This window comes from Paenibacillus sp. HGF5, from assembly GCF_000204455.1.
GTDB classification, from domain to species: domain Bacteria; phylum Bacillota; class Bacilli; order Paenibacillales; family Paenibacillaceae; genus Paenibacillus_AQ; species Paenibacillus_AQ lautus_A.
This window is the reverse complement of sequence record NZ_AEXS01000032.1, coordinates 1-13,632: the sequence shown is the minus strand read 5'-3', so window position 1 is coordinate 13,632 and position 13,632 is coordinate 1. Positions and strand designations below refer to the sequence as shown.

Below are 13,632 nucleotides of genomic sequence, written 5' to 3'. Positions count from 1 at the left end.
TATGCTATACCACTTAACTCGTAAGAGTAAGGAAGTAACTGTCGTAGAATATATTTCTCTAATCGGTAAAAAGGAACTCCCTTATCGGCGATCGGGACAAGAACTTGTAACGATCAAACAAAAAAGCCGCTAATATAGCGACTTACAATGAATTATTTTGTTTCAAACAATAGAAGGCTCAGCTGCTTCGTGTTTTATTGAACTTGATAACTAAACAAGAAAATCATCGGGCTCGGAAATCTCATGTTCCAATATCGAGTGCCATATTGGTTTAAGTCTCCAAACCACATACTCTTCATCAATATCAACTTCTTGTAAGCCTCTCATGCTATTAATATCTCCGCTTTCTAAAATTATATTTGCAGGTAAGCTAAAAATGAAGGTGGCAATTGTCTGATCTTGATAGATGATATTAGTAGTTACTTTCTTTACGCTTAAATCTACACTCGTAAATACAGCTTTCAAATTTAGCGGTACAAATTCTGTGTATCCTAATGTTCTAGTCATCTTAAATCCCACTCCCTTCATCTTACCATGCCTTGTCTTGGAAAGTGACAAACCATGCCTCTACTCAAGAAGACTAGAAAACCATGAACTCAAAGGGTGTCAGATTCCCCGCAATCACTTAGTCAGGCAAGTTTCCAGACCGCGTCCCTACGGGTACACCTCCCTGCCGAGAATCATATGGACGATCTTTTTGCCAGTATGACGACATGGACTCAAGAAGGGACAAAAAGCGAGAGGAGCTAGCATTGGCCAGCTCCCTTCGTTATTTGAGCACTTGTATACTTCTAACAAATAAAGCCGACTATCATTCGAATCTCAAAGTCACCTGTATCCCACTTTTACTTCGTTTTATCCGTAACCCTTTTCATGCCTTGTTACCTTTTTGGTCTAATGATTCTTGATAGATATCAGCGTAAGTTTTTGAATCTTTAATAAGATCGTCGCAGAAAGCCGCTACGTCACTGCCCGTTACTTCGAGCACGCCTTTTCCCACGGCCGCGCCCTCTTCAAAAAGATCGATAATCCCCGAGAGTATCCCCGTCCCGTCGGTTAGTTCGACAGGGCCGACCTTAAAGAGATATTTTTGAATCTCCTTATAAACAATCTGATAATCTTGCGGGAGCGCTTTGACACGCGCCACGTGCGCTCGCCACTCTTTTTTGCCTTCGATGATATCTTGTATTCTCATTTTATCCTCCTATTTACCTAATTTTTTAGCGATATTATTGTTGAGCTGCTCGCGCCACTTGTCGCGAAAAGATTTTGCACCTTCTTCGCCGGCCAACGCTGAACAGAAGCCTTTGATATCGTTACCCAAAACCTCTTGGACATTCTGACCTTCCGCAGCCGATTCTTCGAGCAGGCCAAGCACACCGTCAAGAATCGGCATGAGGTTGCGACCGGTGAAATCGGAGTGCGGCCAAAGATTGGCATTAATTTCTTTCCATGCCGCTTGATAATCAGCTGGCAGCTTTTTGGCTCGTGATTCAAAAGTTTTAAATTGTTTAGTCATGTCGCTGCCGGTGATTTTTTCCCAAAAATTCATTATTTTTCTCCTTTAACTCGTTATTTTTTGATGATACGGACTCCATTGTTCCCAGAACCCACGCAGCACCTCGCTCCCCACGCGTTAATCGCGAAAAACTTTCGCGGCGTTCCCTTATTGGCCGTCTTCTTGGTGATACTCTTCTTGGTGATACTTCACCAATTTATTTATTCTAGCGGCTTATAAATTCAAATACACAGCCCTCAAGCTGCCTTTACTATTCTGTATCACTGGTATGAAGTATTACTTATTACTTCTATAAAGTAACACGTAGTAGATGGTTTGTCAATTCCATTTCCTCTGACACGGATATTACAATTTCAACGATCCTGCCCGTTTAGAAATAGGCTTCTCGCATACCATCATCACGACTCTGTTCGCACTCTTCTGGAAAATGGGGGCGGCTCGGAAACGGTATAATTTCCCCACTCTCCCCTGTCATCGCAATGTCGGACATGATATTTAAGGCCTTGCCGTAACTCAATGACAAGAAACTTATACTCGTATAACAAAAAAGCCGCATATGATGCGACTTCATTTCAAAGTAATCAAGTTTTTATCGTCCGACACAAGTTCTCCTTGCCCTTATCGCCGCCGTTCTGAATATTTGTGATCTGTCACATTTCCCTTGCTGGTCTCTTCGCCGTCGACGCTGCGAAGGATTTTCCATCATGTTTTCGATCAGGAGTCATATCATGTAGGTCCGTTCTATTCGCTCAGGTAAATAGCTTGCAAACTAGAACAGAGGAACTTCCCCGCCCGGATACAATGTCGAGTTGGACAAGCGTTTCGGCTGCGGCAGCGGGATACCCGAAGGGAGCTCGCTCGGATTTGCAGGTTTACTCGAATATAAGGACGCTGTTTCGCTGTTGTAAATAATGACTTGCTCCGTACCACTGCCCCATAGGTCGGCATGGACGGCATAACCCTCGGAAGAAAATTCGACGACGGCGTTCATATGACCGTCATACAATGTTGGGAAGATGCCCCCACCGCGACGGTATGCCAAAATATAGTCCGGGGCGCCTACCGCCCACCCGCTTAAGGGCTCGATGATCGTAAGCCAGCCGGGTGTCTTACGGTCTTCTTTCCACACCTCTTGTCCGCTGCTGTCCAGCAGGAACAAGGCGTCCTTGCCAATTAAGCCCTTACCGTCGTCCTCTCTCACGAGTCGATCCAGTCCGGCAATTTGCATTCCCGGCAAGTCGCTTCGGAAGCGCCCGAGAGCTAAATGCTGTGACTCGATTGAGCCTTCGTAGCGCCATAATTCCTTGCCGTAACGGTCATACATGACCGTTACGCTGCCTCCGATTACAAGCTCCGGCTCTCCGTCGCCATTTACATCACCGATCCAAATGCAATCGGCGTGATCATCCAATTCACGGCAGCTCCATAACGGCGTGCCGTCATGGTCCAGCAGCGTATAACCGGCCATCACTTCATCGTATCCATCACCATCCAGATCATATGCCCAAGGGAAGTGGCCAGGGTTGCCCTCGTGCGTCCAGAGCAAATTGAAGTTCCGGTCCATTGCCCACATGCGTTGATAACGATCCTTTAGAATGAAATCTCGTCCATGCGGGCCGCCCGTCAAATTCGCAATGATTATGCAGTCGTGCGCCTCAGGGTCCGGGAGCTCATGGGAAGACCTAACGCTTCCGTCGTGCCCGTTGATGACGATGAGCCGGCTGTCCATAACACACAGCACCTCCAAACGGCCGTCTCCGTCGATATCGACAATTTGTGCGGGATAATCCGAGCCTTGACTGCCTGCTCCTGGATCCGGCTTTCCCGTCTGCCAGAGCAGATTCCCCTCCAGATCGAACGCAGTAAGGCACTGCACTTGATGGGGAATATAACGAACGTCCTGGCGGTTGTCGGGCTGCACGAGCAGCATCTCCATCCGGCCATCTCCGTTTAAGTCGCCGAGCAGCATTTTACAGCGTGGACCTGCCGCCCGTATATCCAGCATGCCGATGAGCAAAGGTTCTTTTGTCATCACTTGGTTCATCCGATATCCCTCCATTCCTCTCTTCTCATTACAACTTGATTTGCTTGCCGCCTTTCACTTCGACGATCTCTCCGTCCACGTTCAACCAAACGCTTAACGCTGAAGGGTTGTAGACGAAATCCAAGTCAGCTGCAAACTTCAGTCCTTCGAATGCCTTGGCGTAATCAACAAACTCAATGTTTGTACAATACCAAATATCCGGATGGCCTCCCATATAGGTGCCGAACTGTTCCATAAGCCCCCAATTGTTATCATTATCGAATTCGTAGCTGTGGCCCCATACGTACATCAGATATAGGTATTGTTTTTTGTGCAAGCTGACGAAGGTTTCCGCATGCTTCATCAGCTCACGATTATGATGGCATGTCGGCTGCCATTCCAGAAAATCGTCCGGCATTCCGAATTGCCCTGAACCGGCAACGACTCTTGCATATTCTATGCCGAGACCCGGCAGCATCTCTTTGATTCTGCGATTGTAAGAGCCGTTCGGATACGACATCCCTCGCACCGCATAGCCCACGATACGTTCCAGATGACGCCGATCTTCCATGATTTCGTGCACGATTTGCTCGTTCGGGCAGCGAGCGATCGTCGGATGGGTCAGTGTATGCGCCGACACCTCATGACCATCATAGAGCGTTTTGACCTCATCTGCACCCACCCTATCCGGCGTTCCGAGTAGTCCGGAATTGATATGAAAAGATCCTTTAAGCCCATACCGGTTAAATATGTCTACCAGCCGCCGATCGGCGAAGCGGCCGTCGTCGTAACTCATCGTTAACGCTTTGTGCCGCCCTTCCGGAAAGCACATCAAAATGTTCGACATCCTCTTTCCTCCTTTGCGTATATGCTCCACTGCAGGCATACTTCTGCAACTTTCCGTATTTGGATATGAGCTGAGCCAGCAGACGGATAACCTGGTTTCAGTGATCGAATCGTCTACCTTCTAGCTATACGAACCAAAGCATTTACATCAACAAACATGGATGACCCTCACGGGTCGTTAGTTGCAATTACGTTCGCATACACGGGGTAGATATAAACTTGGGATTGGAACCTTCGCCCAATCGATGTCGGATGCAAAATAAAAGCTTGCGTAGCAGGGCTGGTTATATACGACATTCTGCCATGCGATACCGGTTCTGTACTGCGCATCATGCATTAACGTATACAATTTGCGGTCTGTTACCTCGGTGCTCAGGTAGATCCGAATCGCCAAGCTATCCGTTGTTCGGACCAGCAGCTCTTCTCTCCAATCTCCGAAAACGTCAGCGACAAGGCAAGGATTTCCCTTCGTTCCGTTATTGGAAACCGTACCTTCTGCTGTAAGCAGCCTGCCTTGTTTCCAATCGTCGATCGTAACAGGCTCGTCAAAGCTGCCGTTAATGATCTGGGTTGTCATGTTGGCCGACCACTTGATACTCATGTTCGTGCCCGGAATCTGTTTTGCAATTTGGTCTCCTTTACATGTCCTCAAACCGAAGGCTTCATCGCTTTCATAACCCTCGCTGCACCATATTTGTAGTCCCCTATGGGTCGGATCAACCTGTCCGATCATCCCGCGCCCCACGTCATCGATTGCGAAGCCGCCGTACAATACCTCGCCGGTAGCCGCATCACGCAGCGTGTATCCGTAAGGTCCCGAGTCGCCGCTTTCATGCACCATGAAAATCTCCAATCCCTGCCGGTCTGGATCAACGTTCGCTACATGAAGGGCGTCGCCATGACCAAGCTTGGCGATTTTACCAGGTGCCTTGCTTTCCGGTGGCATTATGCCCCGGGAGCTGTATAAAATGGATCCGTCATGGTCAATGGTAGCGGCTCCGTAAATAATTTCGTGGCAGCCGTCTCCATCCACATCTGCAATGCTTAAGGAATGCGCCCCTTGTTTAGCGAGGCTGCCAAAATTCTCATTTCGGCCGTCTTCCTGACGAAGCGTATCATGAAAAGGATTATTCATCGAAACCCAGCCGCTGTCAACGAACCAGCTCTCCTTCAAGCGTGTTCCATCCCAAGCGTAGGCTGCAACAGCAGCTCGAGTATAATAGCCGCGAGCAAAGATCGCAAACGGTTGTTTACCGTCCAAATAGGCTACCCCTGCTAGAAATCGATCCACACGATTGCCTGGCTCAATGCGATTCCACGAGTAATCCCCCCACATCAGGCCATCATCATGCCGTCCCGGTTTATAGTGGATCGTCTCCAATTCTTCGCCTGTTTGTCCATGAAACACGGTTAAATACTCTGGCCCATCAAGAATGAATCCCTCAAATGACCTCAAGTTGTTGCGCCCGCTCCGACGGGGAGCATACACGTCGAGGAAGTAATCGGCAAGCTGCTCCGCATCCTCCCTTGACAATGGATAAGTGTAACGACGCTCGATCCCGAAGCACTCTTCAAGCGTGGAGGGCCATCGCTTCGCCACGACCTCCTCATGCGAGTGCCAGCGCATGAACATATGGACAATATGCTTATAGTAGTCCATACTGCTCATTCGATAGTCGTCCTGATGACTGTACCCGGCAGCTATATCCTCCCGAGGCATGGTTATATAGGTTTCAGAGGATACTCTTCCTTCCTGATCGTACCTTATGACCTTTGTACCGGGTGCTGTCTTAAACATCAGCTCGGCTTTCCCGTCTCCGTCAAAATCATAGACCAGAAACTGTGTATAGTGAGCACCCGCCCGAATGTTCACACCAAGCTCAATCCGGTAGAGCAGCGTTCCGTCCAGCTTATAGCAGTCGATGTATACCGGACCGGTGTAGCCGGAATGCGATACATCCTTTGCATTGGACGGGTCCCATTTCACAAAGTACTCATATTCACCGTCGCCATCTACATCCCCGACGCTCATATCATTTGCCGCGTAGGTATAGATTTGGCCAGTCGGCGTGACTCCGTCAGCCGGTTTTCGCAAAGGTAAATCATAGTATGGACCCACCCAGGGAGTGACGTCGGCACAACGGTCAACTTCCCGTCCATCCACAACCGCACAAACATAATAAACCGATGTTAGCGTCCCGCCGGGGTCCAAATAGTTGGTACTGTCGTGGATAGCTGCGATACAGGCGCCATTGCGATACAGGTTAAAATGGGTGCCGATCATTCCGTTACCGCTATAGCCGGTCACTTCATTCCCGAGCAATCTCCAGCTGAGAAATATTCCTTCCGTTGTCGCAGCTGCAACCAACCCCCGGTTCAGATATTCCAGCTGCACCCCGTATAACTTCTTTGCTTCATATTCGTGCTGCTCATGGACGGTTTTCATAAATAGACACCCCTCCTAATGTGAACCTGTATCCGTTTTCCTGTTCTTCCGTGTTGGTCTTTTCGATTACTGCGGAAAGTAAGGCAAGGCGCAAGACCCTACCCCCAGCTCCGGGCCCATTTCCTATCCACGCCGAGATAACCCCCGATCTCGTTCACGACGGCGGTTCCACCGGATCCATTAAGCACCCGTCTACGATCGGAAATATTGGCCAAGACCCTGCTGAGATGCAAGTGGCTTTGGCAGCAATGATGGAGATCGCTGTGAAAATTACGGTTTGCTTTCGGCATAAACGGTTAAATTCGCATATTCTCCAATCATAGGCGCCATCTGGCGGAAACCAAGCTTTCCGCCAGCGATCGGAAGCCCGTACGTCTCGCCGTCGTCTTCCCACGAGAAAACCGGAAGGCTGTTAATGGCAAACGTAATGCGATGGCCGTCCTTGACGATGAGCATCTTGTATGGTCCGACAGCGTCCATGACGCTTGGAATCGGGTCGGCACCTTGCGCGACCAGCTGGAAACCGTAGCTTTTACGCAAATTGCATGTTTGAAACTTCCGCTCCTCCGCCCACTTCCTCCGAAAGTAAGAAACATGAAGGGCATTCATTTCGCCGTGATGATACTGGTCGTATTCTCCTGTCCGTGGCTTGATTGAAGAATCGAACAAATCCCTGCCTTCCGTGCCGCTTGCGCTAAAAAACATAATCGCCAGGCCCGGCTCGCGGACCGGCCAAAAATCCCATGAGATAGCAGCGTCCGCCGGAAAATCCTCCGGGCACCACAGCACGAAATTGGCGCGCTGTCCCTCCGCCTCGTCGCGGACGCTTTCGAGCCGCATCCGTCCTAAAGGAAACGTAACGGCTGCTTCTCCCTCCATCCGAAAATCCGCGACATGCTCGGGCTTGGCGAGCGGGTTTGCATATATCGCGCGCCAACTTTCGGGAATAAGCGGGCTTTTAGCAGCATGCATGGCCCCTGTTTCGGTTGGTTGACCCGTTGTCATCGTATTCATGCTCCTTTCTTCCCAGGTCTGGGTAATCGCAATCCAGCGACCAGCGGTAACCGCGCTGCGTTAGGCATTAGCTTCCTGGCGGGCGGAGGCTGTATGGTCAGGCAATGCATCGGGGATCAATTCCAGGCTAATGATCGTGTTCAGCGACCATTGCGACGCCTCGTTCGTGTTCATCCATTCAATCTCCTTCAGCTCGTCAACGTACGTAACATCAGCTCCGTCTTTCTTGAGGTCGGTCGTGGCAAAAGGATGCTTCAGCAGCGTCGACCAGGCAAAATCGGCTGTACGTTTATCCTTACGGTACCAAGCGCCGTAAGCGACGAGGGCCAGCGTCAGGACGGGATGCTCAAACCGTTTCGTGTTGATCGCACCGCCCGTAATCCGATCCTTTTCTTCCTGCGAGAGATTATAGAAAACACCGAAATCGGCCATCATTTCATCCCACTGCTTATCCTTCAGCATGCCGGACAGCTCGAACCACACCTGCGGCGCGCCCATGCATAACGCCAGATGGCGGCCCCAATTGTCGTCGCCCATCGACGTGAGCAAGCCGGTATTCGGGTCATAACCGTAAGTCGGACCGGAGATCAGACCGAAATTCGCCTGTTTAATGCATTGAATGCCGGCAAGCAGTTTGTCGCGGTAAAACGTATCCTCTTTGCGCTCCCAGCGGGTCATCCAGTTGGAGCTGAATGCCGCCCAATCCGGACCGACCCGGATATGTGTCTTATGCTCGTCCTTCGGAAAATAGGCGCGCATCGGGTCGATATGAACGGTCGTATAATCAGCGTCCTTCGCCTCGTCCATCATGTCACCGATCCGCTCGTCTCCCGTCAAATAATAATAGTATCGGTGCAGGCCGGCCATGCCGATCCGGGCTTCCTTGCAGCCGCAGCCCCAATGGACGACGTTATGCCGGGAGCCGAGCCCGGCGTATTCACCGAAATGATAGACGTCGACTTCGCTCGTATGGCGTGTCATCGCCTCCGCCATCCGGAAAATATCTTCGCGTCCGGAGCGCAAAAACATCAGCCACAGCCACATGTTCGGAACCAGCTCGGTATTCTGCCACGCACAGCCGCCGAGGTCGTAATTCCAGACGTGACGGGCCGGATCGTAGCTGTGCATGAAATCGCCGTAATCCCAGAACCCGTACCAGCGCCGCTGCTCGACCTCCCGTTGATAGAAGGCGATGATGCCGTCCAGCTTCTCTTCAAGGCGGGCCTTGGCGGGCGTTCCCCGGTCCGGCAAGCTCCAGATGCCGAATGCGCCCTGGCTTCGTAAATAAGTAGGCTCGCATACAAGCTGCGGCGGCGATTCGTTATAGCTCGCATATGCCTCTAACTCAAACGGCGACGGCGTCGACGTCCGGCACCAGATCGTCAGCTCGCTCGTATTGCCGACGCCGTAAGGTGTTGCGCGCAATTCTTCTGCGCCTTCGTAAGAAGACTCAACATGCGTATCCGTATCGTAATGGCGCATGTCCATGGCCTGCGCTTCCGGCGACCAGAACCAGGCGGTCAGCTGCGCCTCGTCCTCTGTAAGGCCGTGTGCCTCCAAGCCGGAAGGATGCTTTTGCCAGAAATTACGGATCGCAAGAGCCAAACCACCGCGTGGTCCGCCGACGTACGCGACCCCGCGTGATCTGCGGCCTTCGGCGGCTTTGAGCCAGCTGCAGCCTGCCTTGGTCCGCTTGGCCATCAAGTAATGGTCGGCTGAGAACTGTGTCGCCTTAAAGCCGTCCCAGCATGCGGAGTCGCCCAGCAGGCTCATGAAGTATTCGTCGTCCATGTCTTCGTCGGTCAGCGTTTCCCCGTTGAGCTGACGCTTGAACAGCTCCAAATATTTGCCTTTTGTGCGCCGCGAATGGAGCGTTTTCGGCGATTCGCTTAAAAAACCGGTATCACCTGCGAACCGAATGTGGCGGTTGTACAGCGGCCCACGCATCGGCAGCCTGAAACGGATACCGAGTCCCTTCACGAAATCCTGATTCGGATTGCCGTCATAAAAAAACGTATGCACGATCCGGATCGACTCCAGACCGGCGTAAGCGTACAGGCGAAGCGAAAAAGGAAGCCATTCACCGGTTCCGTTTACGGCCCGGTGTCGGCCTGTCAGCTTGACGACCGCTCGTACCGGACCTGCCTGCTCCACCTTCGCCTCGTAGATTTGGGAATGATATCGTTCTTCCCGGATCGTTCGGCTGCCGGTCAGCTCGCTTATGCTTTCCTTGATGGCAATCAACTCGCCGCAGGAGCTGATGCTGACGCCATTACGGTGAACATCCGCGATCATTTGGTTGCCCTTTTTCGGTACCCGAAAGGAAAGAACGCCCGTGTCGATGGTAAAGCCATCCTCCGTCTCACGTACGGATAACGAAGCCGCTGCCTTGAAAATTTCGGGATCTCCCTTCACGATGGAGTATGCCCGTGGTGCACCAGCCTGAAAAGCGGCTGCATGCGCCGTCCATTTGACGCTGCCGTCCGGCCAATAAGCAGTCGGCCAGCTTTGAAGTGCGGGGGCGGTGCCGTCCTCCATGTGCAGCGACAACCGATCGTCCCGCGAAAGCTCTCCCTCCTTCCACGGCATTCCCCATGTCACCCCAGCCGGAATATCTGCGGCTGCCTTTAACCAACGCAGTGTGACTCGCGTGTCGTTCATGGAATCATCTCCTAAACGTTTTGTTGGTTTCCGTCTTGCTGCAACGCCCTCATTGTAGAGAGCTGCGGCTTTCCCGGCAATGGCACTTTCTTGATGACATCCGCCAGCCTATATTGCATGTTTTCGCGAGAATTGCACTTTATTGCACGATAGGGTTCTTCTAGTGCCCTGGTGCTTCGCGGCCTTACTCATTACAACAAAGCCGGCAGCGGTCGTATCAAGAACCTGCTGCCGGCTGCTCCTACGATTTTATTTCTGCAATACACTTCCTACTCCGCCCGGCTTAGTTCACGGTAACGGGTGGGCGTCATGCCCTCGAGCTTTTTAAAGATCCGATTAAAATAGCTGTGCCGATATCCGACTTGTTCGGCGACCGTGTTAATTTTCATCTCCGATTCCCGAAGAAGCTCCTTCGCTTTATCCATGCGCAGCTCGGTCAAATAATCGATAAAGTTTTTGCCCGTTACCTGTTTGAATGATTTGCTCAGGAAAAACGGGTTCGTGCCGATGTATTCAGCGCAATTGTCGAGCGAAATGTCACGCATATAGTTTTGCTGCAAATAAATCATGGCTTGCTCGATCAGCCGTTTTACCTGGCCATCCGTCCTGCTCGTCAGCTCCTTCATGAAGGGTGCGATCACCTTCACTTGAAACCATTCCCTTGCACCTGCAGGCTCTTTGATCTGGGAAAGCTGCTCATACAGATTGGCACCCTTGAACAGGCGATTCGGCTGAATGCCGGATACTAGAATCGCATGCTGAACGGAACCTAGCAAATGAAGCATTCCCTGCTGAACGTCTATCGCTTTAGCACCTTTAGCGGACAGCGCTTTCTGGAACTCGACGAGCAAGGCATGGGCGTCCGCTTCCTGCCCGGTCCGAAGCGCCTGAAGAATTTCTCTTTCCAACGTAAACGGATACTGCGATTCGGACGAATCCTCAAAATTCAGCTCTTCCATTTCGATGATCTGGTTGTCGTTATCGAATTTGCGGAAGCTGGCTGCGTGCTTCACACCCTCAAATGCGAGCGGGATGTCGCTCACACGAGTGGTACCTCTGCTGATCGCCACCGTCACCACCATGTTCAGCAAACGATTAACCGTCTGTGCCAGCTCTTCGCTGAACGATTTGATTGCTTCCGCATATGGCTCCCCTTCCGGCAAGATCAGCAGCACTCCCGATCCAAGATCATGGAAGTTGATCGTGCTGCTTTGCTCGAAATACGAATCCGCCAGCTCTTCGATCATGTTGACGGACGCAAAGGTGACCAGTCCCTCGTCGCCAAACTTGAATTTCCCTTCCATGCTCGCAATTCCGGTAAGCTGTACGTACAGCACGATAAACTGCTTGCCGCATACCTGCCATTTATAACGCTCCATCCTTGACCGCAGATCCTCCTCCGTATAGGCGTACAAATAGCCCTGCAGCAGTTGATGGAGAAAGCTTTCCTTCACGTGCGGCAGCTGCTCGAGCAGCTTTGCGTTCAGCTCTCGACTCTCCCTGTTTAAATGCTGCCATTGCCGCTCAATTAGCGTGAACTCGTCCTCCCGGCCTCCTCCCGCCAAGGAGGCACTCGGCAGCAAATTCATCATCAACCGTTTGACGGGCAAGTACATGCGGATCGATGCAAGCCAAGCAAGCAGCATTGCCAGCAAGAGAGCGCTCAAGCTAACCGTCAAAATGACTTTGGAGATAAAAACGACCGGGGCCGTAATATTGGTGATCGGCGAAGCCGACACGTACAGCCAGTTATCCATAATTCGTGCGAAATAACCGTACGTGACCGCATAGGTTTTGTCGTTCCATTCATAAAGAAACGAACCTTCCTTGTTCCCGTTCGACTCGACCTCGCTTCTGACTGCCTTTACAAACGTCGAGTCGATCGAGCTCCCGTTCGCGGATACGTATATATCTCCGCCCGGCTCCATGAGAAAGTTTTCGCCGTCGGCATAAGGTGTAATGGTCTGCAGCGCCTCCGAAACTTGTTCGTTGTCCAATCGAACGATCAAAGCCCCCATCGGTTTTTGGCTGCCGCCGGGAACAAGATGTACAAACGTCAATTCCCGTTTCCCGGCTGATCGGGATCAAGCGTTAACTGTGTCCAATACGTCGTTTTTCCCTCGTCGAGCAGACGGTCGTATAGCGATATGACACTTGCGTCATTCAAAGCGGAATATTCCGGATAAAACAATACTGGCTGGCTTCCGTGCAAATAGAGGCTGACGTTACGAATCATCGTATTGGAGCCCTGCATGACGAGCAGCGTATTCGTAATATCGCGGGTCTTCTCGAAATCGCGCACGAAGTCTCGATCGCTGAGCGAATAATCGAAGCTCGTATCGAATGCCCAATGCGCCAGCATCATTTCGAGATTGGACAGCTGTTTATTCAGGTTCTGCGACCGCTGCTCAATCTGGTTATTATGGAGCTTCAACAGCTCCTTTTCCAGCTTACCACCCGCCATCGAATAAACGAGAACCCCCGTTATGATGCCGGGAATACCGGCAACGAACAAGAACATGATGAAGCTTTTCCTATAGAAGCTGCTCGATCTGCCGGATAAGCGGGCCATTAACGTCTTCCATCCATTCATCGTCTGCTCACCAACCATATCTAAAATTAGTTTTGCCTTCCTCGTCAGGCGGTTCTTTGCCCTTTCAGATATGTAAGCGTATTCAAAACTAAAGAAAAAACGACTTCCTTAATAAGGATAACGCGGTCCTATCCATAAAACCTGCATATTTTCAGAGTACATTGTTCAAAAAACAGAGGAATCCAAATCAAAACCATAAGGTGTGTCTTGGCTGCTTATCGGATACATTCACTTTGCTAGGGCCCTGGAAAGATAATTTTTTATAGAGAAAAAAGAGGCACCAGGCCTCTTTTTCCTCTGAACGAAACTGCTTAGAATGACTTCACCTAGGATTTGGATGCTGCGTACAGCTCGTTGATTTCCTTAACGTAATCGTCCCCGCCTGATTTTTTCCACAATTCAATTGCATCGCGCCAGCCTTGCTCGTCGATTTGGCCGACGATGAATTTAATGCGGGCATCGTTAATAATATTGCCTAGCTGTTGTCCTTTTTGCGAGTACACCTCAGAAATAAACGGCTCCGCCGGATT

At 50.9% G+C, this 13,632-nt stretch carries 10 protein-coding genes and 1 pseudogene; all 11 read right to left on the bottom strand.

What is annotated here, in order from left to right; genetic code table 11:
- Positions 1-210: 210 nt before the first annotated feature.
- On the bottom strand, positions 211-507 hold the full coding sequence (locus tag HMPREF9412_RS05930; protein ID WP_139083887.1) for a hypothetical protein: 297 nt from the start codon (positions 505-507) through the stop codon (positions 211-213).
- A gap of 364 nt (positions 508-871) precedes the next feature.
- Positions 872-1,195: a DUF1048 domain-containing protein gene (locus HMPREF9412_RS05925; RefSeq protein WP_009590495.1), complete on the bottom strand. Its 324-nt coding sequence runs from the start codon at positions 1,193-1,195 to the stop codon at positions 872-874.
- Between the two features lie 9 nt (positions 1,196-1,204).
- Positions 1,205-1,552, bottom strand: coding sequence for a DUF1048 domain-containing protein (locus tag HMPREF9412_RS05920; protein WP_009590497.1), 348 nt, complete (start codon positions 1,550-1,552; stop codon positions 1,205-1,207).
- A 736-nt stretch (positions 1,553-2,288) separates the two neighbouring features.
- Entirely contained in the window at positions 2,289-3,563 is a 1,275-nt protein-coding gene (locus HMPREF9412_RS05915; protein WP_036671417.1) for an FG-GAP-like repeat-containing protein, read from the bottom strand.
- Positions 3,564-3,591: 28 nt separating this feature from the next.
- On the bottom strand, positions 3,592-4,389 hold the full coding sequence (locus HMPREF9412_RS05910) for a polysaccharide deacetylase family protein (RefSeq protein ID WP_009590487.1): 798 nt from the start codon (positions 4,387-4,389) through the stop codon (positions 3,592-3,594).
- Between the two features lie 177 nt (positions 4,390-4,566).
- Entirely contained in the window at positions 4,567-6,834 is a 2,268-nt protein-coding gene (locus HMPREF9412_RS05905) for a rhamnogalacturonan lyase (protein WP_009590494.1), read from the bottom strand.
- 270 nt (positions 6,835-7,104) lie between these two features.
- Positions 7,105-7,839 carry a DUF1961 family protein gene (locus tag HMPREF9412_RS05900; protein WP_009590467.1) on the bottom strand — a complete coding sequence of 245 codons (735 nt, stop codon included), beginning with the start codon at positions 7,837-7,839 and terminating at the stop codon, positions 7,105-7,107.
- A gap of 69 nt (positions 7,840-7,908) precedes the next feature.
- Positions 7,909-10,509: an exo-rhamnogalacturonan lyase family protein gene (locus HMPREF9412_RS05895; RefSeq protein ID WP_009590493.1), complete on the bottom strand. Its 2,601-nt coding sequence runs from the start codon at positions 10,507-10,509 to the stop codon at positions 7,909-7,911.
- Positions 10,510-10,778: 269 nt separating this feature from the next.
- Positions 10,779-12,569 carry a helix-turn-helix transcriptional regulator gene (locus tag HMPREF9412_RS05890; RefSeq protein ID WP_009590488.1) on the bottom strand — a complete coding sequence of 597 codons (1,791 nt, stop codon included), beginning with the start codon at positions 12,567-12,569 and terminating at the stop codon, positions 10,779-10,781.
- Entirely contained in the window at positions 12,566-13,102 is a 537-nt protein-coding gene (locus tag HMPREF9412_RS33225) for a hypothetical protein (RefSeq protein ID WP_254664006.1), read from the bottom strand. The genes HMPREF9412_RS05890 and HMPREF9412_RS33225 overlap by 4 nt, the downstream gene beginning before the upstream one ends.
- A gap of 326 nt (positions 13,103-13,428) precedes the next feature.
- Positions 13,429-13,632 (bottom strand): annotated as a pseudogene (locus HMPREF9412_RS05880) (extracellular solute-binding protein); the annotation flags it as partial.